At 57.4% G+C, this 26,313-nt stretch carries 20 protein-coding genes; 13 read left to right on the top strand and 7 right to left on the bottom strand.

Translation table 11 applies throughout. The features are described from left to right. A partial coding sequence (locus tag ACEQWH_RS00400) for an ABC transporter substrate-binding protein (RefSeq protein WP_370227224.1) occupies window positions 1-871 on the bottom strand: 871 nt, incomplete at its 3' end. Window positions 872-1,096: 225 nt separating this feature from the next. Between ACEQWH_RS00400 and ACEQWH_RS00395 the strand changes: the two genes are divergently transcribed. From ACEQWH_RS00395 to ACEQWH_RS00380, 4 genes are all read left to right on the top strand, one after another. Continuing rightward, window positions 1,097-2,389, top strand: coding sequence for a short-chain fatty acyl-CoA regulator family protein (locus ACEQWH_RS00395; RefSeq protein ID WP_370227222.1), 1,293 nt, complete (start codon window positions 1,097-1,099; stop codon window positions 2,387-2,389). Window positions 2,390-2,458: 69 nt separating this feature from the next. Then, on the top strand, window positions 2,459-2,824 hold the full coding sequence (locus ACEQWH_RS00390; protein ID WP_370227220.1) for a response regulator transcription factor: 366 nt from the start codon (window positions 2,459-2,461) through the stop codon (window positions 2,822-2,824). Continuing rightward, window positions 2,817-3,098, top strand: coding sequence for a hypothetical protein (locus ACEQWH_RS00385; protein WP_370227218.1), 282 nt, complete (start codon window positions 2,817-2,819; stop codon window positions 3,096-3,098). Before ACEQWH_RS00390 ends, ACEQWH_RS00385 begins: the two co-directional genes overlap by 8 nt. Further along, window positions 3,098-5,773: an ATP-binding protein gene (locus tag ACEQWH_RS00380; protein WP_370227216.1), complete on the top strand. Its 2,676-nt coding sequence runs from the start codon at window positions 3,098-3,100 to the stop codon at window positions 5,771-5,773. Before ACEQWH_RS00385 ends, ACEQWH_RS00380 begins: the two co-directional genes overlap by 1 nt. Here ACEQWH_RS00380 and ACEQWH_RS00375 read toward each other — a convergent pair whose 3' ends face one another. From ACEQWH_RS00375 to ACEQWH_RS00360, 4 genes are read right to left on the bottom strand one after another with little or no spacing between them, the layout of a single operon-like run. Next, window positions 5,774-6,208, bottom strand: a complete 435-nt coding sequence (locus ACEQWH_RS00375; protein ID WP_370227214.1) for a TIGR01244 family sulfur transferase — start codon at window positions 6,206-6,208, stop codon at window positions 5,774-5,776. 9 nt (window positions 6,209-6,217) lie between these two features. Beyond that, a complete protein-coding gene (locus ACEQWH_RS00370; RefSeq protein ID WP_370227211.1) occupies window positions 6,218-6,652 on the bottom strand; it encodes a DUF6691 family protein in 435 nt (144 codons plus the stop codon). A gap of 1 nt (window position 6,653) precedes the next feature. Then, entirely contained in the window at window positions 6,654-7,079 is a 426-nt protein-coding gene (locus tag ACEQWH_RS00365) for a YeeE/YedE family protein (protein ID WP_370227209.1), read from the bottom strand. Window positions 7,080-7,100: 21 nt separating this feature from the next. Continuing rightward, window positions 7,101-7,964 carry an MBL fold metallo-hydrolase gene (locus ACEQWH_RS00360; RefSeq protein ID WP_370227207.1) on the bottom strand — a complete coding sequence of 288 codons (864 nt, stop codon included), beginning with the start codon at window positions 7,962-7,964 and terminating at the stop codon, window positions 7,101-7,103. 161 nt (window positions 7,965-8,125) lie between these two features. Here ACEQWH_RS00360 and ACEQWH_RS00355 point away from each other — a divergent pair, with 161 nt between their 5' ends. Then, complete coding sequence (locus ACEQWH_RS00355) at window positions 8,126-10,189, top strand: enoyl-CoA hydratase-related protein (protein WP_370227204.1); 2,064 nt, start codon at window positions 8,126-8,128, stop codon at window positions 10,187-10,189. Between the two features lie 30 nt (window positions 10,190-10,219). Here ACEQWH_RS00355 and ACEQWH_RS00350 read toward each other — a convergent pair whose 3' ends face one another. Next, entirely contained in the window at window positions 10,220-10,435 is a 216-nt protein-coding gene (locus ACEQWH_RS00350; protein ID WP_370227202.1) for a hypothetical protein, read from the bottom strand. Between the two features lie 145 nt (window positions 10,436-10,580). Between ACEQWH_RS00350 and ACEQWH_RS00345 the strand changes: the two genes are divergently transcribed. After that, a complete protein-coding gene (locus tag ACEQWH_RS00345; RefSeq protein WP_209356736.1) occupies window positions 10,581-10,841 on the top strand; it encodes a DUF2312 domain-containing protein in 261 nt (86 codons plus the stop codon). 4 nt (window positions 10,842-10,845) lie between these two features. Here the strand turns inward: ACEQWH_RS00345 and ACEQWH_RS00340 are convergent, their stop codons facing one another. Beyond that, the gene (locus tag ACEQWH_RS00340; RefSeq protein WP_370227200.1) at window positions 10,846-11,721 is read right to left on the bottom strand and encodes a hypothetical protein; all 876 of its coding nucleotides are present in this window, start codon (window positions 11,719-11,721) and stop codon (window positions 10,846-10,848) included. Between the two features lie 85 nt (window positions 11,722-11,806). Between ACEQWH_RS00340 and ACEQWH_RS00335 the strand changes: the two genes are divergently transcribed. From ACEQWH_RS00335 to ACEQWH_RS00305, 7 genes are all read left to right on the top strand, one after another. Beyond that, window positions 11,807-13,465 (top strand): ABC transporter permease, encoded by a 1,659-nt coding sequence (locus tag ACEQWH_RS00335; protein WP_370227197.1) that lies wholly within the window; start codon window positions 11,807-11,809, stop codon window positions 13,463-13,465. A gap of 149 nt (window positions 13,466-13,614) precedes the next feature. Further along, window positions 13,615-14,493, top strand: coding sequence for a hypothetical protein (locus ACEQWH_RS00330; protein WP_370227195.1), 879 nt, complete (start codon window positions 13,615-13,617; stop codon window positions 14,491-14,493). Window positions 14,494-14,524: 31 nt separating this feature from the next. Then, entirely contained in the window at window positions 14,525-16,408 is a 1,884-nt protein-coding gene (locus ACEQWH_RS00325; protein ID WP_370227193.1) for a hypothetical protein, read from the top strand. Between the two features lie 96 nt (window positions 16,409-16,504). After that, on the top strand, window positions 16,505-17,332 hold the full coding sequence (locus ACEQWH_RS00320; RefSeq protein WP_370227190.1) for a glycosyltransferase family 2 protein: 828 nt from the start codon (window positions 16,505-16,507) through the stop codon (window positions 17,330-17,332). Then, window positions 17,314-18,717, top strand: coding sequence for an oligosaccharide flippase family protein (locus ACEQWH_RS00315; RefSeq protein WP_372521377.1), 1,404 nt, complete (start codon window positions 17,314-17,316; stop codon window positions 18,715-18,717). The genes ACEQWH_RS00320 and ACEQWH_RS00315 overlap by 19 nt, the downstream gene beginning before the upstream one ends. Before the next feature lie 99 nt (window positions 18,718-18,816). Further along, window positions 18,817-25,206: an SDR family NAD(P)-dependent oxidoreductase gene (locus ACEQWH_RS00310; RefSeq protein WP_370227186.1), complete on the top strand. Its 6,390-nt coding sequence runs from the start codon at window positions 18,817-18,819 to the stop codon at window positions 25,204-25,206. A gap of 2 nt (window positions 25,207-25,208) precedes the next feature. Next, a complete protein-coding gene (locus ACEQWH_RS00305) occupies window positions 25,209-26,231 on the top strand; it encodes a glycosyltransferase family 2 protein (protein WP_370227184.1) in 1,023 nt (340 codons plus the stop codon). Window positions 26,232-26,313 lie beyond the last annotated feature (82 nt).

Genomic DNA, 26,313 nt, shown 5'->3' with positions numbered 1-26,313 from the left:
TTTCGAAGTTCTTGTTGTTTACCAGCTTGTCGCGCAGGCCGAACTGAACCGCGTTGGTAAGCGAGTTCACCATGTTGCCGCCGTAGTGGTTCAGAACCAGAACGTCCGCACCGGACTGCAGAACAGGCGCGATATAGGACGAGAAGTCAGTCTGTGTCAGAGGTGTTTTCACCGCTGCAACTGTTTCCCAGCCCATGGCTTCCGTGGATGTCCGCACGGCTTCTTCTGTGGTGTAACCCCAGTTGTAGTCAGCGGTCAGGTGATAGGCCTTACGGTCGGTGCCGTAGTTGTTGGCCAGGATCGGGGCCAGCGCCGCACCAGACATGTAAGAGTTAAAGAAGTGACGGAAACCGTTGGCCTTCTTGTCTTTACCTGTGGTGTCGTTTGAGTGGGTCAGACCCGCCATAAAGATAACACCGGCCTCTTGGCACAGCGCCTGAACAGCAACCGCAACACCAGAGGACGAGCCGCCGGAAATCATCACAGCGCCGTCTTTTTCGATCATGGAACGCGCAGATGCACGTGCCGCGTCAGATTTGGTTTGGGTGTCGCCAGTAACGAACTCGACCTTCTTGCCCAGGATGCCGGTACCGTCCAGCGTCTTGGAGCTAAAGGTGTTGATCATGCCGCCGTCGCCGCCACCATTCAGGTGCTCAACCGCCAGCTGGAACGCGCGCAGTTCGTCTGCGCCTTCGTCCGCATATGGACCGGTTTGAGGTACGTTGAAACCGAGCGTCACAGTGCTGCCAGTTGGCGCGTTGGTGTAGCCAGCATGGCTACCAGCGGCCAGATATGTTGGCAGCGCGAGACCTGCACCGGCAACCGCGCCGGATTTCAGGACACCGCGACGAGTCAATGTCGATTTGGACATTATATTCCTCCCGTTTAACAGATTATTGTGCGAAACCGCCTCCTCTGCGGCGCACAGTGCACAGTTTACGTGCTCTCAGAGTATCGCGGTGAAACTGAAAACTTCGCAACAAGCGCCTTTTACAAAAGAAAAATTTTGTAAAGAAAATCACGTCGTGTTAATGAATTTTGTAAATTTGATTTACGAAAGCGGAAAAAGCTTTTGAATCAGAAGGGGTAAGCCACCATGAAAGATCGCTCTGTCGGAAGCCGTATTCGCGAGCGTCGCATGGCTTTGAAAATCAGACAGGCAGAGCTTGCGTCTCAGGTGGGGATATCGGCCTCCTACCTCAATTTGATTGAACACGATAAACGCAGAATCGGCGGCAAGCTGGTGGTGGATATCGCCGGCGCTCTCGGCGTCGAGGCGACACTCTTAAGCGAGGGTGCCGAGGCCGCTTTGATCTCGGCGCTGCGCGAGGCTGCGAATGTGGTGACCAATGTCGCGCCTGAACTTGAGCGGATCGAGGAATTTGCCGCGCGGTTTCCGGGCTGGGCCAATGTCATTCGCGCGCAGCATCAGACAGGCCTGAAACTGGAACGCACGGTTGAAACGCTCAGCGACCGTCTGGCGCATGATCCAGAGTTGGCGGCCGCGATGCACGAGGTTCTCTCTATGGTGACGGCCGTACATGCAACGGCGGGCATTCTGCATGAGAACCGCGAGTTGGAACCAGAGTGGCGCGCGCGGTTTCACCGAAACCTCAGCGAAGACAGTCAGCGCCTTGCCGACAGCTCGCAGCTCTTGGTGAACTTTCTGGACGGGGCGCAGGATGCGGAAACGCGCATGGCCTCACCACGGGATGAATTACACAGCTTCCTAGAGAACGCAGGGTATTTCTTTCCGCAGCTCGAAAAGGGCGACGATATCGAGGCTATCGTCACAGGCTCTGAGCTGCTGCACAGCAAAGGCGCGCATTATCTGGCGCGCGAAGTGCTTGCGGACTACGCGATCAACGCAAAATCCATGCCTCTTGAGGCGTTTGAGGCCGCGCACGTCGATACCAATGGCGATGTTGCCGCTTTGGCCGAGATCTTCAGTGTTTCTCTGGCTGCCGTCATGCGTCGTCTGGCGTTTTTGCCCAAACCCATTCTCAATCAAGACTACGGTTTGGTGAAATGCGATATGGCGGGCACGATGATCTATCGCAAGGAACTCAAGGGCTTTAGCCTGCCACGTTACAGTTCCGCCTGTCCGCGCTGGCCGCTGTTTCGGGCATTGCAGCGTCCCGGTCAGCCTTTGGTACAGATCGTCGAATTTGCCGCGCGGGAAATGGAGCAGTTTGAATGTTTCGCTGTGTCAGAACCGCAAGGGCGTCCGCAATTTGGACAAGATACCACATTTACAGCCACGATGCTGATCACGCCTAATGCCGAGCGGAAACCGCCAGAGGCGCAGGTTGGCGCCGCGTGTCGGATCTGTTCGGTCGAAACCTGTCTGTCTCGGCGCGAGCCATCGATCCTTGTTGATGGAATTTAACTTGGAATTTTAACCGGGCTGGCTAATGATGCCTGAACGCGATTGCTAACGACGGGGAGGGAGTGGCGAATGCGCGTATTACTCATAGAGGATGAGCCCAATATCATTGAGGCCATTAACTTCATCCTGTCCCGCGAAGGGTATGATGTTGCGACGCATGCGAACGGGCATGACGCGATAGATGCCGTGCGGGACCGTGCGCCGGATGTGATTATTCTGGACGTCATGCTGCCGGGGCGCAGCGGTTACGAAATTCTCGAGGATTTGCGCGGTGATGCTGCACTCGCGGATATTCCTGTGCTGATGCTGACGGCGCGCGGCCAAAGCCGTGATCGCGAGATGGCGGAAAAGCTTGGCGTCAGTAAATTCATGACCAAGCCTTTTGCTAACTCAGACGTGCTGGACGCTGTGCGCGCATTGACGGCCCATGTCTGAACGTCGCGTGGTCTTTCTTGAGCGGCAAATGTACCGGCGTCACCGGCTGGTGGACGCGATCCGTATACTGCCGTTCCTTGGTCTGATCCTGTGGATGCTGCCTCTGACATGGGAGCGCGAAGGCTCTGAGGCTATCAGCACCGCAAGTGCTGCCGTGTTTATCTTTCTGGTCTGGATTGTTCTTATCCTTTTGGTCGCGGTTTCTGCGGCCATGCTTGGAAGGGGTAGGAACAGTGACACCTCAAACGACGGGCAGCGGCCGGAGGAACACTGATGGGCGCGTTAAATGTCCTGATTTCGGTCAGCATAGGCTATGTCGTCTTCCTTTTTGCTGTCGCCTTCGCCGCCGAACGCGCCAACCGTTGCGGGCAGGGCGGGTTCTTGCGAATGCCGGTCGTCTATACGCTGTCCCTGTCGATCTATTGCACCGCCTGGACCTTTTATGGCGCGGTTGGATATGCGGCGCGCTCGGGGCTTGAATATCTGACGATCTATATCGGCCCCTCTCTTGTGATGATCGGGTGGTGGTGGCTGTTGCGCCGAATGGTTCGGATCGGACGTAGCCAGCGGATCACATCCATCGCGGATATGATTTCGTCGCGCTATGGCAAATCCAATGTCGTGGCCGCGGGGGTCACTGTTCTGGCGGTGATTGGAACGACGCCGTATATTGCGCTGCAACTTCAGTCAGTTGCGCTGAGTTCCTCGGTCTTTGTTGGCGCTTCGGGGGGGCAGGATGTCGATCTGACCTCGGTTGCTTTGTTTGTGGCCATTGGCCTTGCGATCTTTACCATCCTGTTTGGTACCCGGAACCTGGATGTAAACGAACGTCACTATGGCGTTGTGATGGCGATTGCAGTCGAGGCAGTCGTCAAACTCTTTGCGCTGCTGGCCGTTGGCGTTTTTGTGGTGTGGGGCATTGCCGACGGACCGGCCGATATTCTGCAACGGATCGAGGCTTCTCCGATTTCAGACTGGCGTATTTCTGGCGGGCGCTGGGCAGGTCTGATCTTCCTGTCTGCTGCGGCCTTCCTGTGTCTGCCGCGCATGTTTCAGGTCATGGTGGTTGAGAACGACAACGAAGACCATCTGCGCACGGCAAGCTGGGCCTTTCCGACCTATCTGATGGTCATGAGCCTGTTTGTTGTGCCGATCGCCGTCGTCGGCCTCGAGCTGTTGCCCGAAGGCTCTAACCCGGACCTTTTTGTTCTGACCCTGCCGCTTGCTACGGGCAACGAAGCGCTGGCGATGCTGTCGTTCATCGGCGGGTTTTCATCGGCATCCTCGATGGTCATCGTGGCGGTGATCGCGGTGTCGACCATGGTGTCTAACCACATCGTTCTGCCGATCTGGCTTTGGGCCAACCGCATGGAGCAGGTGACCCTGTCGGGCGATATGCGCCGGGTTATGCTGTTGTCGCGCCGTCTGTCCATCATGGGGATCACCCTGTTGGGCTCTCTGTATTTTCAGGTCAGCGGTGGCGGATCGGCCTTGGCGGCCATTGGTTTGATCGCCTTTGCCGGTGTCGCGCAGGTGCTGCCGGTGCTGATCGGCGGGGTGTTCTGGCGCGGAGCAACCCGGATCGGCGCCTTTGCAGGCATGACAGTGGGCTTTGCCATCTGGATGTATACGCTGTTGTTGCCCAGCTTTGGCGCGTGGTCGCCGGATCTTATGAACGAGGGGCTGTTTGGCATCATGTGGCTGCGCCCACAGGCGATGTTTGGGATCAATGGCATGGATCCGCTCTTGCATGCGGTTCTGTGGTCTATTTCCCTCAATACGCTGGTGTTTGTGGTGATTTCTCTCGCGTCCTTCCCAACCCCGATCGAACGTCTTCAGGGGGCGCAGTTTGTCAATATCTTCGACCATTCCGCCCAGACGCCAAGCTGGACGGGCGGCGTGGCACAAAGCGAAGATCTGATGGTGATGGCGCAGCGCATTCTGGGCGCTCGCGAGACACAGGATCTGTTTGAACGTGAGGCGCGCAGGCAGGGTGTAAACGGCTATCTGCCTGATCCTGACCCCGACTTTTTGCAGGTGCTGGAACGCCAGTTTTCCGGTGTGGTGGGCGCGGCGACGGCGCACGCAATGGTTTCGCAGGTGGTGGGCCGCGCATCGGTGTCTGTGCAGGATCTATTGGCCGTGGCCAATGAAACGGCGCAGATCATGGAATATTCCAGCCAATTGGAAGCCAAGTCCGAAGCCTTGCAACGCACCGCGCGTCAGCTGCGCCGCGCAAACGAAAAGATCACGCTGGTGTCGGAACAGAAGGACGACTTCCTCTCGCAAATCAGCCACGAGCTGCGCACGCCCATGACGTCGATCCGTGCGTTTTCGGAAATTCTGCGCGATGCGGATAAGCTCAGCAGCTCAGAGAAGCTGAAGTACAGCGACATCATTCACAGCGAGGCGCTGCGGCTGACTCGCCTGCTGGACGATCGTCTGGACTTAAGCATGTTGGAAAATCGCCGCGTCAAACTGAACTATGAGCGCGCGAACTTGTCTGATCTGCTGGATGAATCCGCGACGATCGCCCTGTCGGGCGAGGGGGCAGAGCTGAAAGTGCGCCGCAACCGAGCCTCGGAGAACGTCGAAGTTTATTCCGATGTCGAGCGGCTGCGTCAGGTCTTTATTAATGTGATCCGCAACGCGCAGAAATACTGTGATGCCGACCGCCCCGAGTTGCACATCAAAGTCGCACGCTCTGATGCGCGTTTGACGATTGATTTCGTGGACAACGGCTCGGGTATTGCGCGCAAATCCCAGGAAGGGATTTTTGACAAGTTTGTGCGCGTCAATGCCTCTAAGGCGGGCGGGGCGGGGTTGGGCCTGTCAATCTGTCGCGAAGTCATGACCAGCCTTGGCGGAGAGATCACCTATCTGCCGGGGCAGGGTGGTGCTGCGTTCCGCGTTATCTTACCCGAGGCAGCAACGCCGCCCGCGCATTGATCAATCGCTTTTGCGAGAGGCCAGAAATTCAATCCGGCCACGCAGGGCATCCAGATGATACCCGCCTTGCGCTGCGGCCTCCAGCAACTCGTCCGCAGAGGCGCTGTCTGCATGCCCCAGAACCCACGCCACAGTCGAGCGCGTGCCCGATGCGCAATAGGCCAGAACCTTGCCTTCGGCGCCTTCCAACGTGGAGCGTTGCAACGCGAGCCTGTCGTCGGTCATGGTGTCATGCGTCAATGGGTTGATAACAAATGCAAGGCCAGCGGCTTTGGCTGCCGCTTCCATCGCAGCCGCATGGTGCGACGCGGGGATTTCTTCGTCCGGGCGATTGCAGATAACACAGGTGAAACCCTGTGATTTCAGAGTTTCAAAATCCTCGGCACCAATTTGAGGCGCCACGTAATAGCGGGTTGTGATCTCGCGAATATCCATAGGGCGTAGTTACCGTTCGGCGACGAGGGTGTCTAGACGCCTCCTGAGCGAGGGCGTGGCAATCATGCCTGCAACCATGGCTACAAAGAACAGAATGTGCGGCCATCCGCCGTAAGACAGCGACGCGATGGATGGGCCGGGGCACAGACCGGACAGGCCCCATCCTGCGCCAAACAGAACGGATCCCAGAACCAGATTGCGATCAAACTCGATCTCTGGCTTTGCCGGAAAGCTGCCGCCAAGCATTGGCGTGCGCCCAATCGTCAAGCGCCATGCAATTGCCATGGGCAGGATCGCGCCGCCCATCACAAAGGCCAGCGTGGGATCCCAAGCGCCAAAAATGTCCAGCCATCCCTGAACCTTGGCCGTGTCCGTCATGCCCGACACAAGCAGGCCTGCACCAAAAATACCACCTGCGAGAAAGGCAAAGAAACTGCGTGACATATCAGATGACTCCCAGAAGGTGGCGAAAGAAAACAACCGTGAGGCCGCCTGCGAGAATATAGAAGACGGTGGCCACGATGCCCCGCAGGTTAAACCGCGAAATGCCACAGACCCCGTGCCCTGACGTGCATCCATTGGCCAGACGCGTTCCGACCCCAACCAAAAGGCCTGCGGCGATCAAAACGGTGATGTTCGTAGTCACATGCGTGTCGATCGGACCCGTCAGTAGGAAAATCACCGTCGGTACGACAAAGACCCCGGCCACAAACGCCAGTCGTTCGCGCCCGTTGGCCTTGCCGCTGCCGTCCACCAGCCCGCCAAGAATGCCGCTGGCGCCCATAATTCGGCCGTTGATCAGCAGGTATATCGCGCCGCCCAGGCCAATCATCAGGCCACCGATCAGGCCCATTATCCAATCTATTGGCATCACGGGTCTCCTTGTTATCAATCAGATTTTGTTCAGTGGAACTTTCAAGAACACGTCGCCTTGGTCATCGGGTTCAGGCATCTGACCTGCCCGCATGTTGACCTGCAAAGACGGGATGATCAGCGCGGGCTTTTTCAACGTGGCGTCACGCGCGTCGCGCATCTCGATAAAGGCTTCTTTCGAGGCGGCCCCACCCACATGAACATTCCGCGCCTTTTCTTCGGCGACCGAAGTCTCCCATGCGAACTCATCGCGCCCGGGGGCTTTATAGTCATGTCCGACAAAAATGCGGGTCGCGTCTGGAAGGGTCAGAATACGCTGGATCGACTCATAGAGCATCTCGGACGAGCCACCGGGGAAGTCACAGCGCGCAGTACCAAAGTCAGGCATGAACAGGGTATCCCCGACAAAGGCGCAATCCCCGATCACATAGGTCAGACAGGCCGGAGTGTGACCGGGCGTGTGCATAACATCGCATCTCAGCTGCCCGATCATTAATGTGTCGCCATCGCTGAACAGCTTGTCAAACTGGCTTCCGTCGCGCTGAAATTCGGTGCCCTCATTGAACACTTTGCCAAATGTGTCCTGCACCACCGTGATCTGCGTGCCGATCCCGATCTTGCCGCCGATCTGCTCTTGTATATAGGGCGCGGCAGAGAGGTGGTCGGCATGGACATGCGTTTCCAAAATCCAATCCACCCGCAAATCGTTATCGCGCACATAGGCGATTACCTCGTCCGCAGATTGCGTGCGCGTTTCGCCAGCTGCGTAGTCAAAGTCCAAGACGCTGTCGATGATCGCGCAGGATTGGCCTTCGGGATCTTTCACAACATAGGAAACGGTGTTCGTTGCAGTATCAAAAAAAGCTTTAACGTCAGGGGTCATGTTCCCATCCTCATTAATTCACATTCAATCTAGTGAATATGTTTGGTCTGTCAAATGGCTTGCAAGACAAAGTGTACAATAAATTGGCAAACGACGTAACGTCGAGGTGTTCTCGGCCCCGGCAATAGCTGGCTCTTGCTTCGGGCATTTCAGGCCGTAGTATGGGGCCAGAGACGAAAAAGACCATCGGGCAGTTGGGGATGCAAGGAACAGTCGACGTCGAAACCAACGGCGAAGTTGCTGTGCTGCGGATGTCATCGGGCGGCCGCAACCCGCTGACGCTGGCGCTGCGGTCTGATCTTATCAACGCACTCAGACAAGTCAGCCGTTTGGGCGGCATGCGGGCCGTCGTTCTGACTGCGGGTGGGGCGTATTTTTCGTCAGGGCTCGAGCTGGAAGAACTGGACGATGCGCAGGTGTCGCCCACGGTCGCAGATGTCGCGCGCGCCATCGAAGAGTTTGAGCTTCCGGTGATTGCTGCGTTGCAGGGCCCAGCCTTTGATGCCGGCTTTGAGCTGGCGCTGGCGGCGCATTACCGGATCGCGGTCAGCACGGCAAAGGTCGGGTTCGAGGCCATTAATCTGGGCCTCACCCCTTGTGGTGGCGCGACACAACGGCTGCCACGATTGATTGGTGCCAAGAACAGCCTGAAAGTAATGATGGATGGTCGGCGTTTGTCGGTGAAATCCTTGGGGTTGGTTTTTGACGCAATCGTCTCGGGCTCGTTTGAGCAACATTATCAAGCCTTTGCCGAGTCTCTTCTACGTGACAACAAACCCCGCCGCCTGACCCGCGATCAGGATGCAGGATTGCAAGACCCGGTCGCTTTTCAGGCCGCAATACTGGACGCGCGCGAGGCTGCTCGGGGAGACGGGCAGGCAAAGCTGGACCTGATACGCTGCGTCGAGGCCGCAGGGCTTTTGCCCTTTGAAGCAGGTCTTGCGCTTGAACTGGACGCCTATGAAGGCGCGATCAAGTCGGATGTATCGCAATCCTATCGGCATCTGCTGCGGGCTGAATCGCGCGTGCGCACACACACCGCCTCAATGGATGAGGGCGCATGGGACGTCCACAAGCTGGCCATCATCGGGGCGACAAGCACCGCGATCGCTTTGGCGGCGGTATGTCTGGCGGCGAGTATCGGTGTCATTATGATCGTGCCCGGCGAAGACATGGTGCGAGCGCGGGCAGGGGTCAGAAAGCAGATTGACCGGATTTTACAGCGCAATGGCACGAGTGCGTTGACAGTGGATCAAGTCATCGAAGGATTTGAGCTGGCCCCTCGGATCGAAGACTGCGTGAACAGCGACATGGTTCTGGATCTGGCAGGGGGCACGAAGGACGCACAACTGGACCGCTTCCGCCAATTGGGCGAGTTCATGCCCGGCCATTCCGTTTTGGCAACAGGCACCGCGCAAGGGGGGCTTGCCGACTTGGGTCAACAAGCGCAACGCTCGCGTCAGGTTGTTGGGCTTTATGCCTATGCGCCGGTTGAGGTCTTGCCATTGGTGGAGGTCGCGCAATGTGCGACGACTTCTCAGGTGGTGGTCGCGGCGATGGCACGGTTTGTGTCGCGCCTAGAGAAATACTGCGTGATTGCCTCTGACGCGCCGGGGCTGATCGGCAATGCTGTGCAAAGCGCGTTGTTTCGTGCTGCCGAGCAACTTTTGCATCTAGGCGTCGAATTCGAAGAAATCGACGACGCCATGCGCGCCTATGGGTTCAATCTGGGTCCGTTTCGCCTGTGGGATCTGGGGCGCGGGCCGCGCACCGGGCGTTTGGCCCAAGCGATGTCAGAACAAGGGTTGACAGGCCGTGCGGGTGGTGCCGGGTTTTACACCTATGAAGAGGGTCAGACGCGCCGGCAGCCAAACAAGAACGCCGTTCGAATTGTGCATGCCCTGCGCGAAGGCAAAGACGTGCCCGATGTCTTTCTAAGCGCGTCTGATATTCAGTTTTATTGTGTCGCTGCGATGGCCAATGAAGGCGCGCGGCTGCTGTCAGAGGGTGTTGCGCGATGCGCCAGTGACATCGATCTGGTGATGACCTTGGGGCACGGCTTTCCACGTCACCGTGGTGGGCCGATGAAGGCTGCAGATCTTTACGGGTTGTTGACGCTGCGCAAAAAGATGCGGGCTTTGGCCGAAGTGAACCCGTTTTGGACCCCGTCTTCGGTGTTTGATGACCTGATCAAGAACGGCCAGCATTTCGGGGATTGGACCTAGCGTATTGGCGACACCGGCCCAAGTCACGCGTCAGGAAAACGCCAGCCCAAGCATGACGACCATCAGACCAATCACAGACATAAACAGCGACCCAAGGTTAAGCGGCATCGCCGCCTGAACTGCTGCACGCAGCTCTTCGTCGCTGAGGCCTGCTTTGCGTGCTCGGTTTACGCGCAGGATCGACGTGATCAGGCCAACCAAGCCTACCAGAGAAATCGCAGCGCCTACCCAGATAAGCCAGTCCATGGCCAATTCCTTCCGTCAAAACCGCCTCGGGCCTAGACCATCACGACGCTTGTCGCAAGGTGAAATCCGCCTTCGGCCTGAATGGCCGCTTGTGGCCCGCGAATGGGGGCGATAGGGTGCGCGCCAACACCCAACAGGAGGCCACATGTCCGAGCAAGTCACCGACTCCAGCTATCGCGTTACCGCAGATGAACTGCGCCAGTTCATCGAGCGTTTTGAACGTCTGGAACAAGAGAAAAAAGACATCATGGATCACCAAAAAGAGGTGATGGCCGAGGCCAAAGGCCGGGGCTATGACGTCAAGGTGATGCGCAAGATCATTGCGTTGCGCAAGCGTGACCAGAATGACATCGCCGAAGAAGAAGCGGTGCTGGAAATGTACAAAGAAGCGCTTGGCATGCACTAGCGCCCTAGGGCTCTAGGAAGTTGATTTCTGGCATGGACTGGATCAGATAGACGTCGTCGTCATAGATTTCGGTCATGGCGTCGACAACCTCGTCGGTCCATCCCGGAACCTCGAGTTCCTCTTCCAGGGCATCTTCATCCGCGAATTTCTCTAGAAACGCCGCAATCACGCGGCGTTTTTGCACTTGAGTCAGGTCGGGGCGGGCCTTGAGGTATTCCTCAAACCGTTCAAACCCTTCCTGGGTCAAAATGTCTTTCAACAGATCATATTGCGCATTCAGTGGGATCGTCGGATCCACCCCAGCCACTTCGCGCAAAATCTCTTCCCAGATCAGCGGCGTGTCCTCGTTGCACCAGACCGTGATCTGCGTGTTGGGGCAGTCTTCGATCACCCTTTCAAAGTAACTGGACCACCGCAGCGCCATAGGGTCGCTGTGGCCGGTGAGTGCGCTGAAATCATCGCCGTTATGGGCAACCATCAGCGCCTGCATGAAAGTGGCAGGGTTGCGGATGGCGTAAAAGAATTCGACCTCGGCGTCCTCAAACAGACGAAGAAAGCTGACCAAGCGATTGAAAGGGCCGGGAAAAAACTCGTTCTCGCTAATCGATGTGCGAGGAAACCCAAGGAAGTTGTCAGCAGAAAATATCACGCGGTTGGGGCGCGTGCCGCCGGTGATGCTTTGCATGAAATCCTGCTGCAACGGCAGCGGGTTTGAGGCGTTCAGCACCTCGGACATCAAGGGGCGCAATTGCTTGCGAAACTGTGCCGGACGCGGCACGATCGTGTCCATTCCTGCCAACAGCTCACGGTTTTTGCCCAGGCACATTTGCAGCCTGTTTTCATCCGTATATGGCGCGCCGAAATGGAGTGCGACCTGCATATTTTGCCCGTTTTGCCCTGTTTTGTTACAGCCTAGTATAACTTCCTTTCTGGACAGTGAAACCTATTTCGGGCAAGGGGGCGACATGAGCAGTGCAGAGACAGTGTCGGCAAAACGATTGAGCCTTCGAGGGATACTGAACCCTTGGTCATTGGGCGCCCTTGCGATCGCGCTGTTGGTTCTGGCCCCGATCTGCGCGGTTGCGGCTTTGGCCTTCTTTCCAACCGAAAATATCTGGCCGCATCTGCTGTCCACAACCTTGCCCCGTTATTTGCGCACAACGCTTGTTTTGATGGTGTCTGTCGGGGTGCTTACCGCGGTGATTGGCACGGGTACGGCGTGGCTGATCAGCCGGTATAGCTTTCCGCTGCGCCGCATCTTAGAGTGGGCGCTTTTGCTGCCGTTGGCGATCCCGGCCTATGTGGGGGCCTATGCGCTGGTGGATTTTCTAGAGTACGCCGGACCCGTTCAAACCTGGCTTCGCGGTGTGTTTGGCTGGCAGACGTCGCGGGATTATTGGTTCCCAGAAGTGCGCTCGCTTGGGGCCGCTATTCTGGTGCTGTCGGCAGCGCTTTATCCCTATATCTACATTCTGGCCCGCGCCACATTCCGCGAGCAATCTGCAACCAGCGACGAAGTGGCCCGGTCTTTGGGGGCTGCGCCTTGGTCGCGGTTCTGGCGCGTAGCTTTGCCGCTGGCGCGCCCTGCAATTGCTGCGGGCATGGCCATCGTGATGATGGAAACCGTCAATGATTTCGGCACAGTGGATTATTTCGCGGTGCAAACCCTGACGACCGGAATCTTCAACGTCTGGCTTGAAAGCAACAACGCAGGCGGTGCTGCGCAGATTTCCTGCGTGATCCTGATCCTTGTGATCTTTCTTGTGACCTCCGAAAAGATCAGCCGCCGCCGCATCAAGTTCTTTAATCTGGGCAAGTCCACACGTCCGGTTGAGCGGGTTGCCCTGACGCGCGGGCGGGCGGCTCTGGCGACGTGTTTCTGTCTGCTGCCCTTCCTGATCGGGTTTGCGTTGCCTGTCGGCGTGATGACGGATCACGCTTTGGCGAATATGGAAAGCTGGACGGACGAAGGGCTGATCCGCGCGCTGACGAACACGCTGGTCGTTTGCGGAATCGCGGCGGTCATCACGGTTCTGGCCGGGGTCTTTCTGGTCTATGGGGTGCGCCTGTCAGGACAGACGTTGCCTCAGCTTTTGTTGCCATTGACCACCATTGGCTATGCTGCGCCGGGAGCTGTTTTGGGTGTCGGCATTCTGATCCCTCTCGCGTTTCTGGATCACCGCTTGGCAGAGCTTTTGGAGTCGATTTTTGGCGGCCGGTTCCCTTTGATTTTGACAGGTTCTGCTTTTGCGCTGGTTCTGGCGTATTGCGTCAGGTTCTTTGCGATTGCCCAGGGTGCTGCGGATGCGGCCATGGGGCGCGTGCCACCAAACCTTGCCATGGCCGCGCGCTCTCTGGGGCGCAGCAAGGCGCGGGTTTTGGCGGAAATCTATTTCCCTTTGATCCGCGGCTCGATTGGTTCGGCGCTGTTGTTGGTATTTGTGGACTGCGTAAAAGAACTGCCCGCCACGATGCTGTTGCGTCCGTTCAACTACGAGACCTTGGCAACCCGCGTGCATGATCAGGCCAGTCTGGAAAACATCGGTGATGCCAGCCCTGGCGCCCTGTTGATCGTGCTGGTCGGTCTGGTTGCTGTGCTGCTGCTGGCCCGCGCCAACAGATAGGGGACTGTTCGCGTCAGCCGTACAATTCGGCAAAATTCACGGATTGTCGCGCCGCGCGATACATTTACCCCCCAGAAAACCATCTCACACTTGAAAAATAGCGCATTTTGGCCACAGCTTCGGCCAAGCAGTTATTGAGAGTTCGAGATATGGGTATTCTGAAGCGACTATGCTTTGCAGTCGTTTATACGCTTTGGTCCGCAGGGTCCGCCCTTGCTGAGCCGCAGAAGCTTTATTTCTTCGGCAACAGTTTGATTCATCATTTGAGCGACACGGACACCACCACAGTTCCGCATTGGCTGGCGCATTTCGGGCGCACCACGGGCCGCAGTTTCAAGCTGGACGGGCAGTGGGGCTTTATGCGTGAGTTCGACGAAAAGCTGCCCCCGGATGCAGAGTGGCAATTCAAATCGGTGCCATCCGCCTGGGGCAATGCGCGCAATTTCAAAAGCGTTGGTTATGACACGATTGTCTTTAACCCAACGAACTTCATTCAGTATCGGGCGCCCGATCGTGCTTATGAGTGGGACAACCCCAACCGCGAGACTCCGGTCTCGGTTGCGCTTAATCTTTTGAAAAAGACGGCCTCTGGCAAAAAGGTCTTTGTCTATGAGGGCTGGGCTGACATGGATCCGTTCGGTTATCCACCCTCGCGTCGCAAATTGCGCCAGTATCATCAGCACAATATTGACGACTATCACCAATGGTACGTCGAGTTCGTCCGCCATCTTCAGCGCGCGCGCCCGGATTTGGAGATCGAATTGATCCCTGTCGCCCGTGTTCTGTCGCGCGCGTTTCTGGAAACCGGTTTGGCCAAAATCGGAACCCGCGAGATCTATGCCGATGATATGGCGCACGGCAGCCCGACGCTTTATTACCTTGCGGCCGCGATCACATATGCGGGCTTGTTTGACGAGCTGCCCGAGTTCGGAGAGCTCCCACGAGGGATAGACCCCCTAGTGGAACCTTACTTTGACGGATTGAAACGTATCATCGCCGAGGAAATCGAGGTTTCAAAAAAAAAATGAAGTAGCGGAATCTGCCGAGGCAGACACCGTTATGGTCCAGATGGCTGCGGTAAACACTGCGCCAAGTCTGGGCATTGGGCTGAATGCGATTTCGGATTGGTCCACTCAGCTGCCGTTCTTGGATCTGATGAAATCGGCGCGTCCATGGATTGGTCACAGACGCGGTCAATGGGGCGGCTTTGAAGAGGCCGACTTGCTGGCGGATGGCCTGCTGGATGCCAATGGCTGGCCCAAAGAATTCCCCTTTCGCATGGAGGGCGTCGAGACGCTTATCCTGACGGACATGCCGCAGGGTTTAACCCAATTGGGCGGGCTTTATCGTCTGACCTATAAGGGACAGGGTCGCATCGATCTGACCGGTCTGGCGCGTCCGGTGCGCTATGGCGATGGCGAGATCTGGTTCCGCTATGCCCCAGGCGAGGGGTCTGTCGGGATCAAGATCAGTGACACAGATCCCAAAAAGACTGGCGACTATATTCGCGATATCTCGGTCGTACACGAGAACCATATCGCCTTGTTTGATATGGGCATGACCTTCAATCCGGAATGGATCAAACTGATTCAAGACATGCGCCTTGTGCGGTTCATGGACTGGATGGAAACCAACGAAACCGAGATCGCGGCCTGGTCCGAACGGCCTATGGTGGGTGATTACACCTATATGCGGCGCGGTGTTCCGGCCGAAGTTATGATCGATCTGGCCAATCAGATCGGCGCGGATGCCTGGTTTAACATGCCGCATCTGGCGGACGACACCTATGTTGCGGGCTTTGCAACATTGGTGCGTGAACGCCTGCGTCCCAGCCTTAAGGCCTATGTCGAATACTCAAACGAGCTTTGGAACTTTATCTTCCCGCAGACCCAATGGGCGGTCGATGAAGCGCGCGATCTATGGGGGTCGCGGGCTCCGGATGACGCCTGGTTCCAGCTCGCAGGGCTGAAGGCCGCAAATGTAATGCGCGGCTGGAGCACAGTCTTTGCTGGTCAGGAAGAGCGTATTGTTCGAGTCGCGGCCGTACATACAGGGTGGATCGGTTTGGAAGCGGCATTCCTTGAGGCCCCGCTCGATGGCGCGCGTCCGGCGGATGTCTTTGATGCCTATGCGGTGACGGGGTATTTCGGCCACGAGCTTGGCGACGAAGGCGGGCCGGCCAAGATCAAACGTTGGCTGAAAAGCGGCCAGCAGGTCGCAATCCAGAACGCGATTGAAGAAATCCGCAAAACCTCGTTCAAATTCCTGACCAAAGAAGCCTGGCCGCATCATGCGCGCGTGGCCAAGGACTATGGTCTGGACTTGATCATGTACGAAGGCGGCACCCATGTGGTTGGACATGGCGACTGGGTGAATGACAAGAAACTGACCGCTTTTTTCCAAGAGCTGAACTATTCCCCTGAAATGGGTGTGCTGTATCAGGATGTCATTAACGCTTGGACCAATGCAGGGGGCACGCTGTTTAATGCTTTTGTCGATGTTGCTCCGGCCAGCAAATGGGGCAGTTGGGGCGCCCTGCGCAGCCTTAACGACCGCAACGCGCGCTTTGATGCTCTGGTGGCATACAACGCCTCGGGCGTCGGGCAGACCGACAATCGTCCCATCGAAGTATTTGCCAATGGCGTTCAACTGTCCGCCGCGCCGGAAGGTGAAACGCTGGATGGGTCCGTTTACGCGGATGTGCTGATGGGAGGGGCGGGCGACGACACCCTTATGAGCTATGGTGGCGATGATATCGTAAATGGCGGAGAGGGCGTCGATCATGTCGAGCTTATGGGCTTTATGGAAGAATATCGTTTCTTCCGCGAGGGCGCGACTTTGCGTGCTGAATCGCAATACGGCACACAGCGGATCAGCGCGGTTGAGACCATGTCATTTTCCAAGATGCCGGGCGTGAATGTCGGTTTCGCTGATTTCTTCTAAGCCAAGCTGCAATCCAACTCTGGGTTTCCGTGCCGAAATGAGGTATCACTAGGCCAAACTCGCCAAAACAACAGAGCGATACGAGCAGGATACCGGATGAAGACAAGCATCATCATCCCCGCCAATAACGAAGAAGCCTGGATGGGCTATTGTCTGGACGCGTTGTTCAAATCAAAGCGCGTCGAGGATGCCGAAGTTATTGTCGTTGCCAATGGATGTACCGACCGAACCGCAGACGTCGCGCGCACCTATGAAGTGCTTGCCGAAGAGCTGGGGTGGGGGCTGAAGATCCTGGATCTGGATCGCGGCGACAAGCTGCATGCGTTGAATATGGGCGAGCACGCGGCCGAGGGCGACATTCTGATCTATCTCGATGCGGATGTTCGTGTGACGGACAAGCTGATTTTCCAAATCACGCGGGTGCTGGACAAAGAAGAGGCGGCTTGGGCCAGTGGCCAGCTTCAGATGGCGGCGGCAAGTGGTGTCAGCCGCGCCTATGCGCGCTTCTGGATGAAAACGCCCTTTATGGCCAATTCCATCCCAGGATCGGGCCTATTTGCCGTCAACCGTGCCGGACGCGCGCGCTGGGACAAATTCCCCGAGATCATTGCCGACGATATGTTCGTGCGACTGCACTTTAAGCGTCGCGAGCGCATTGCCGTGCCCAGCAGCTATGTTTGGCCTGTTGCCGAAGGCTGGGGGAACCTGATCAAAGTGCGCCGCCGTCAGAACCGGGGCGTGGCGCAACTGGAAGAGCTTTATCCCGATCTCTTTTCAAATGAGGACAAAGGCGGGTTCTCGAAACTTCGCATCCTCAGCTATGCGCTGGGCGATCCGTTTGGGTTCATTGCCTATGCGGGCGTAGCATTGATTGTGCGTCTGACCAAAGATCAGACTGCCGATGAATGGAAACGCGGACGATGAACACCACGGGCGGCTTGCGCGGTAAGGTCTCGGGGCTCTTGACGGGGTCGGGGCTTGGCGCGCGCGCGATGCGCAGCTCTGCCCTGACGGTGGGCAGCTATGGCACGCAACAAGCCCTGCGGCTGGCGTCTAACCTTATTCTGACACGACTTCTGTTTCCCGAGGCCTTCGGGATGATGGCCTTGGTGTATATGGTGATTCAGGGCCTGAACATGTTCTCGGACGCCGGCGTGACACCGGCGATCATGCAAAGCAAACGCGGCGACGATCCCGCGTTTCTGAACACCGCTTGGACGTTGCAAGTGGGGCGCGGCGTCTTGCTGTGGCTGTGTACCTTCGCGCTGGCCTGGCCTTTGGCGCAGTTCTATGACGCACCCCAACTGGCGCAAATCCTGCCGGTTCTGGGCCTAACACTGATTTTGTCAGGCCTTTTTCCAACCCGCAAAGACACCGCGAACCGTCATCTGATCATGGGGCGCGTCACGCTGCTAGAGTTGCTGGGGCAGACGTTTGGCATCGTTGTCGCTGTGGTGCTGGCCTGGCTGATGGGATCGATTTGGGCACTGGTCATCAGCGGTCTGGCCACCTCGGTGGCGCATTTGCTGCTGTATACGGTTTATTTGCCTGGGGATCACAATCGGTTTGGCTGGGACAAATCCGCGGTTGCCGAGCTGATCAACTTTGGCCGCTGGATATTCCTGTCTACGATTGCCGGGTTCTTTCTCTATCAAGGCGACAAGATTATTCTTGGGAAATTCCTGAGCATCGACATGCTTGGGATTTACAATATCGGGTTTTTCCTGGCCAGTTTTCCCTTTCTGCTAGGCAATTTGGCGATCCAGAAAGTATTGATCCCGATCTATCGGGAACGCCCGCCGCAACAGTCACCTCAGAATTTCGCCAAGCTGCGCAAAATGCGGTTTCTGGTGTCAGCAGCCCTTTTGTCCATGTCGGCGGTTCTGGCCCTGACAGGCAACTGGTTGATCGATTTTCTTTATGATTCCAGATATATGCTGTCTGGCGGCGTATTGCTCTTTGTCGCCGTATCACAAATTCCGCATCTGATCCTGCTGACCTATGATCAGGCGGCCTTGGCGGCGGGCGACAGCCGCCGTTTCTTTGTTTTGAATGCTGCGCGCGCCGTTCTGATGATCGCGGGCCTTTGGGGAGGCGTCCTTGTGGCGGGCCTCTTTGGGGCCCTCGTCGGAGCGACGCTGGCGGGTGTTCTTGTCTATCCCGTGGTGGCGTGGCTGGCGCGTCATCAGGGCACTTGGGATCCACTGCACGATGGCGTCTTTGGCGCGCTTGGGCTGGTGTTGGCAGTGTTCGCCTTTTGGGTGAACTGGCCCGCGATCACCGCTCTCGTCGCCCTAAATTCGCCTTGATCTCTCCCATTTAACGCTTGGTTTGCGGGCTATCCGTAGATCAACGCCCCGAGTCTGTCTGGTTTTCGGGGAGAGAAAAACGTGCACACGAGTGGTCTTATGGTCGAGAAAAACGCGCAGAAAACATGGTCTGACAATGACATTGCGATCGTCGGGATGGCGGCGCATTTGCCGGGCTCGGACACGCTGGATACCTATTGGGCAAACCTGCGCGACGGTGTCGAATGTATCACCGAACTCAGCGATGCAGATCTGACAGAGGCCGGCGAAAGCGCTGCGCGGATGCGGCACAAGAACTATGTCGCTTCGGCCGCGGTGCTGAAAGACTATGAAAAATTCGATGCAGACTTCTTTGGCCTCAGCCCTAAAGAAGCGGCGATCATGGATCCCCAGCATCGCAAGTTCCTGGAAGTCAGCTGGGAAGCGCTTGAGACCGCCGGTCATATGCCGGAAAGATTTGGCGGGCCGATTGGGGTTTTTGCAGGCTGCGGAATGGGCAGCTATTTCTATTTCAACGTCTGCTCCAACCGCGAGCTGGTCGACAGCACCGGTATGTTCCTGTTGCGCCATACCGGGAACGACAAAGATTTCCTGTCTACGCGCCTCAGCCACTTTTTGGATCTGAAAGGGCCGAGCCTTTCGGTTCAGACCGCCTGTTCCACGTCTTTGGTCGCAACGCATTATGCGGTGCAATCGCTGCTGAATGGCGAATGCGACATGGCGCTTGCCGGCGGTGTGACCATCGAATTCCCGCATGGGCGCGGATATGTTTACGAAGATGGCGAAATCCTGTCACCTGACGGTCATTGCCACGCATTTGACCACCGGGCACAGGGCACCGTTTTTGGTTCTGGTGCGGGCGTCGTGGTGCTGCGCCGGATGGCTGATGCGCTTGCGGACAATGACCATATCTGGGGCGTGATCCGTGCGACGGCTGTCAACAACGACGGCTCGGATAAGGCAGGCTATCTTGCGCCGTCTGTTGACGGGCAGGCAGGGGCCATCGCCGAGGCACATGGGCTTGCCGACATCTCGGCAGATACAATCGACTATGTGGAATGCCACGGAACCGGCACCTATCTTGGCGATCCGATCGAGGTTGCCGCGCTAACAGAAGCCTTTCGGGAAACCACGGACGAGGCGGGCTTTTGCCGGATCGGATCGGTCAAAACTAACATTGGCCATCTGGACACAGCCGCCGGTGCCGCCAGCCTGATCAAAACAGCGCTGAGCCTGCACAACAAACAACTGCCGCCGTCTCTGGGATATGAAGCACCAAACCCGGCAATTGATTTTGACACATCGCCGTTCAAGGTGAACGACCGCCTGAACGACTGGGTCAGTCATAAAGGCCCCCGTCGTGCCGGTGTGAACTCTTTGGGTGTTGGGGGCACGAACGCGCATGTGGTGGTCGAAGAGGCCCCCGCGGAGGTCGCATCAGACGAGGCTGAGTGGCCCTATCATGTGCTGACGCTGTCCGGGCGCAGCGCAAAGGCGCTTGATGGCAATGCCGCACGGCTGGCACAGCATCTGCGTGCCAATCCCGATGTGCCGCTAGCCGATGTTGCCTATACATTGCAAGAGGGCCGTCGTGCCTTTGAGAAACGCCGCGTGATCGTTGCAGACAGCCACGAGCAAGCGATCGCTTTGCTTGAGAATGGCGATAAAGCGCGGGTCTTTGACCATTCTGCCGATACAGACACGCCGGACGTCGTGTTCATGTTCCCCGGCGGTGGCGCGCAATTTGCGGGCATGGCCCGGGATCTTTACGAAACCGAGCCGGTGTTTCAGGACTGGATGGACCGTGGATTAGAGGTTCTACGCGCCAAGGTAGACTACGACCCGCGCGCGATCTGGCTGGCAGAAGGCATGTCCAAGGCGCAAGCGGATGCCAAGCTGACAAAGCCTTCGGTGCAACTGCCGCTGATTATGATTACCGAATATGCCCTTGCGCAGCTTTGGATCAGCTGGGGCGTGACGCCTGCGGCTTTGGTTGGGCATTCGATGGGGGAAAACACCGCCGCCTGTCTGGCCGGTGTCATGAGTTTCGAGGACTGCATCGGTTTGGTTCTGCTGCGCGGGCAGCTGTTTGATACCGTTCCTGCTGGCGGCATGCTCAGCGTGCCTTTGTCCGTCTCGGAGCTGACGCCGTATCTGTCGCAAGAGATTGATATTGCTGCACGGAATGCGGCTGATCTGACCGTCGTGTCTGGCCCGCAAAAGGCGCTGGATGCGCTGCAAACCCGCCTTTCGGCAGATGAAATCGAGGCGCAGCGTGTCCAGATCGACATCGCGGCCCACAGCCGTATGTTGGAACCCATTTTGCAGGACTTCCACGCTTATCTGTCCTCGATCACATTGAACGCGCCAAGCATGCCGATCATCTCCAACGTGACCGGACAGGTTCTGAAAGCCGAAGACGCAACAAGCCCTGACTATTGGGTGGGCCATCTGCGCGGCACTGTGATGTTTGCAGACTGTCTGTCGACCGCATCCCAGATTACCGGCCGCGTCTATCTTGAAGTTGGACCGGGCAAGGCCCTGAGTTCTTTGGCGCGGATGCATTCGGACATTCCGGCAGCGCGCGTGCTGTCCAGCCTGCGCCACCCCAAAGAAGAGATCGAGGACGACAAATATTTTCTGGAAGTGCTGGGGCGCCTTTGGGCCTGCGGCGTGTCCTTTGACTGGACGCAAATTTGGGGCGACGCGCGCCGCAATCGCGTTGTTCTGCCGACCTATGCATTTCAGAAAGCGTCTTACTTCATTGCGCCAAGCGAAGTTGCTGCGCCCACTCAGCAGACATTGCTGCGTCAGGACAATATCGAGGATTGGGGATACCGTATGGCGTGGAAACCTGCGCTTGCGGAATGCGACCCGGATCTTTTGGCTGATCCAAGCTTAAGTGCACCTCATAGCTGGTTGATTTTTATGGATGATACCGGTGTGGGTCGCCAGATGTCAGACCGCTTGCGCGCGGCGGGCCATTCGGTGACCGAAGTGTCCACCGGGGATGCTTTCGGGCGTTTGGCCAAAGATCGTTATGTTCTGGCGCCGGAACGTGGACGCGAGGGTTATGACCAGTTGATGGCCGATCTGATCGCCAATGGGCGTGCGCCGGATCGGGTTCTGCACCTGTGGTTGCTCACCGACCGTGAAACCTTCCGCCCGGGCAGCAGCTTTTTCCACCGCAATCTGGAAATGGGCTTCCATGCTCTGCTGTATCTGTCGCAGGCCATGGTCGAAGAGAACCTGCCGCGTCCCGTGCATGTCATGAGCGTCACCAATGGCACAGCAAAGGTTGGCCCCGAGCCGCTTTCTTATCCGGAAAAATCAGTAATCCAAGGCCCCCTAGGGGTTTTGCCGCGCGAGGTTCCGGGCGTCTCGACTATGTCCATTGATGTGGAACTGGCAGATGATCTGGGTGAGCGTTTGTTCGAAGATCTGCTGTCCGATCCCAGCGAAGGCAGTGTTGCGTATCGTGGCTCTAAACGGTTCGTTCAGATGTCCAAACCTCATGCGCTTGACCAAGAGGGCGTCACTTGGCGCGTGGGCGAAACCTATATGATCACAGGCGGTCTGGGCGGTATTGGCGCGACAGTCGCCAAAGACATGCTATCGGCGGGTGCAAATGTCGTGTTGCAAAGCCGCAAACCACTGCCAGATCGCGAAACTTGGGACAAAATCAAAGCGTTCCGCGCAACAGATGATCCGCTGTCGCGGCGAGTTCGGTTGGTGGAAGATCTGGAAAAACTGCCCGGCAAGCTGATGATCGTGGCTGCGGACGTCTGTAATCTGGATGATATGCAACGCGCAGTCCGCGACGTTGATGCGCGGTTTGGCAAAATCAACGGTGTGATACATGCCGCTGGGGTTATCAATGATGGCCCGATGCTGGCCAAATCCTCGGTCGATGTGGCCGATGTCATGGCGCCGAAACTGCACGGCACATTGGTGTTGGACCAGCTGTTCCCTGATGGCGCACTAAACTGGCTGGTGCTGTTTTCTTCCACTTCCACTGTGACGACACCTGCAGGGCAGGTTGACTATGTGGCCGCAAATGAGTTTCTGAATGCCTATGCCAGCGCCCGAAAAGGCGATGTCACGCAGGTGATGTCTGTGAACTGGGGCGTCTGGGCGGATGTCGGCATGGCAGTCGAGAGCCTCGGCGGAGACAGTACGGCCAAGCCGCAAGACCGGATCATCACCGCGCCGGTTCTTCAACGTCTGCGCGTGATGCCGGGGAATGAAATTGTCTTTACGGCAGAGATCAGCGCCAAGACCTGCTGGATGCTGGATCAGCACCGCACGTGGGACGGGGCCGCGATTTTGCCCGGTACCGGATATCTCGAACTGATCTCCGAAGCGATGCAGGCCTTGGACGAAACCCGCGCCTATGAGGTGCGTGATCTGCTGTTTTTACGCCCGTTCCATGTCGAAGACGGACAAAGCCGCAAGCTGCGCATCAGCCTGCGTGAAACGGACTCGGGATATGACGTAGAGGTGCTCGGCAGCCACGAAGACGGCTTTGTTCTGCATGCCGAAGGGCGCATTTCGATGGTGGCGCTGTCAATGCCGCAGGATCTGGACATTATGGAACTGAGTGCCCGCTTTGACAGCGTGCATGAGGCACCTGTTGGCCAAACTCTGACGACGCGGCAAGAGGCGCATCTGAATTTTGGCGCGCACTGGAAAACACTGGTTTCTCAAAGCTTTCACGGCAACGAAGGGCTGGCGTGCCTGCGATTGGACGACGCCGTTCTGCCCGCCGCAAAGGGCATGTCGCTGCATCCCGGTCTGCTGGACATTGGGACCGGCTGGGCCATGGATCTGATCGCTGGCTATCAGGCCGAGGCCCTTTGGGTGCCCATGAGCTATGGTGCGCTGCGTCACTTCGCAACGCTGCCAGCCGAGATCATCAGCCATGTCACGCTGGTCAGTGGTTCGGTGGACGAGGGCACTGCAAGCTTTGATGTTGTGCTTGCCGATTTGGATGGCCGCGTCTGCGTCGAGGTCGACGGTCTGGCGATCAAACAGCTTCCGATTGGCGGCTCGCTGGGGGCGACGCCTCCGGTCAGGGATCAAGACATCCGGCGCGATCAGGATCACGCACCGCAGGCGCTTTCGCCCGGTGAACAGCGCTTGGCAGACAACATTGCCGAGGGCATCCCGGCTGCTCAGGGCGCAGAAGCCCTGCGTCGTGCCTTGGCGACAGGGCTGCCGCGGGTGGTTATCTCGTCCCTAGATCTGGAAGGGCTTGTCGCGCAATCCAGCCAAGAGTTTGACGACACTGCGCAAAGCGAAGGGTTTGAACGCCCTGATCTGGATGCTGACTTCGTGGCCCCGGAAACCGATGTTCAGCGCACGTTGGCTGGGTTTTGGTCGGACCTTCTTGGCATCGAGCAGATCGGCATTCACGACAGTTTCTTTGATCTTGGCGGTCATAGTCTGGTGGCTGTGCGCCTGTTCGCGATGGTCAAGAAAGCCTATCGGGTGTCTTTCCCGATTTCGGTTCTGTTTGAGGCGCCCACTATTGAAAGCTGCGCGGCTCTGATCGAGGAGCGCATCGGGCCACAGGACACTTCCGACAGTGCAGACATTATCCCTGGCCCATCCGCGCCCGAGCGCCGTTATACGCATCTTGTACCGATGCATGGCGCGCTTCAGTCTGACAAAACACCGTTTTTCCTTGTGGCCGGCATGTACGGAAACGTGCTGAACCTGCGCCATTTGGGGCATCTGATTGGCTCTGATCGTCCGTTCTATGGCCTGCAGGCGCGCGGTCTGTTTGGGGATGTGGCCCCGCATGACTCGATCACGCGAGCTGCGCGGGACTATATCGACGAGATGCGAGAGGTGCAGCCGCACGGGCCCTATATGCTGGGCGGCTTCTCGGGGGGCGGCATCACTGCGTATGAGATTGCCCACCAACTTAAGGCCATGGGCGAAGAGGTGTCGCTGGTTGTGATGCTGGACACACCGTTGCCTCAGCGCCGACCACTGAGCCGTGAAGACCGGATCAAGATCCAGCTGCAAGAGCTGAAGTCCGGCGGCGTGGGCTATCTGTATCGCTGGGCGAAAAACCGGATTGCATGGGAAATCCAGAAGCGTCGCCCGCATGGAGAAACGCACGCGGACGAGGGCGAGGCGCAGTTCCACAACGCCGAGATCGAAGCGGCGTTCCTGCGCGCTGTGTCCACCTATCAAGTGCGTCCCTGGAGCGGCCGCGTGGCGCTGTATCGCCCTCCTATGGTGGGTAAGTGGCAGGTGGCAGAGGACCGTCTGGTCGACAAGGACCGCGCCTATGTTCTGGCGGACAATGATTGGGGCCAATTTGTGGCCGACCTTTCGGTTCTGGAAGTGCCCGGAGATCACGACAGTATGGTGCTGGAACCCAATGTTCGCGTTCTGGCATCTCATATTCGGAAAGCCATTGAGGACGCCGAAGAGGCCGATCAGGTGATCGTCCCATTTCGGCGGGCAGCGGGGTAAACATGCGTAGTTCGAGTGTATTAACGGTTATCCTAAACTGGCGGACGCCAGAAATGACATTGGATGCAGCAGAGGCCGCGGTCGCTGCGATGGAGGGCATCCACGGAGAGATCCTGATCGTTGACAACGACAGTCAGGACGGCTCGTTTGAGATGATGCGAGACGCGGTTGCGCGGCAGGATTGGCCGACGGTCACCGTGCTGCAATCCGGTCGCAACGGCGGCTATGGCGCGGGCAATAATTTCGGCATTCGGGCGGGTTTCCAAACCCTAAAGGACGAGCGGCCCGACTATATCTATATCCTGAATTCTGATGCCTTTCCCGAACGCCATGCAATTTCCTATTTGCTTAAGCATATGGAAGAAAACAAAGAAACGGGGTTTGCAGGCAGTCTGACGATTGGCGACGACGGCCAGTCTCATCAAACTGCGTTCCGGTTTCCCACGCTTGCGAGCGAATTTGAGGGAGCGATCAAATTCGGCCCGGTCAGCCGTCTGTTGCGGCGCAAGATTGTCGCTCTGCCGGTGCCAGACAGCACCTGTCATGTCGGCTGGCTTGCGGGCGCGTCGTTGATGATCCGGCGTGAGGTTTTGGATGACATCGGGCTCTTTGACGAAAGCTTTTTCTTGTACTTTGAGGAAACCGACCTGTGTCTGCGCGCGGTTCTGGACGGTCATAAAATGACGTTTGTGCGCGAAAGCGTCGTGACCCACATCGGCTCTGTGTCCACGGGGATGAAAACGCAAAAGCGCATGCCGTCCTATTGGTTTGACAGCCGCCTTCATTACTTTCTCAGGAACCACGGTCGGGCCTATGCCACTGCGGCGACCGTGCTGCATCTCGCCGGTGGAAGCTTTGCGAGACTTCGCGAGATCTTGCAAAGAAAACCCGCATCCACGCCCAAATTCTTCCTCATTGACATGGCACTTCATGGGGCAAAGGCCGTCTTTTCAACGCGCGGCCGCACGTCGAGGCAGATCACGGACCCCAATGGGGCGCCGATTTTGAATGGAGAGCAGACATGAACTTTCAAAGCAAATCTGTTGCGGCCCCTCTGTCTGGTCTGTTCATCGGCAACGAAAGCCTTTTGATCCAATGCGCCGAGGC

Origin of the sequence: Cognatishimia sp., from assembly GCF_964229375.1 — a bacterium.
Lineage (GTDB): Bacteria > Pseudomonadota > Alphaproteobacteria > Rhodobacterales > Rhodobacteraceae > Cognatishimia.
The sequence above is the reverse complement of the archived record's forward strand: the minus strand, read 5'-3'. Positions and strand labels throughout refer to the sequence as shown.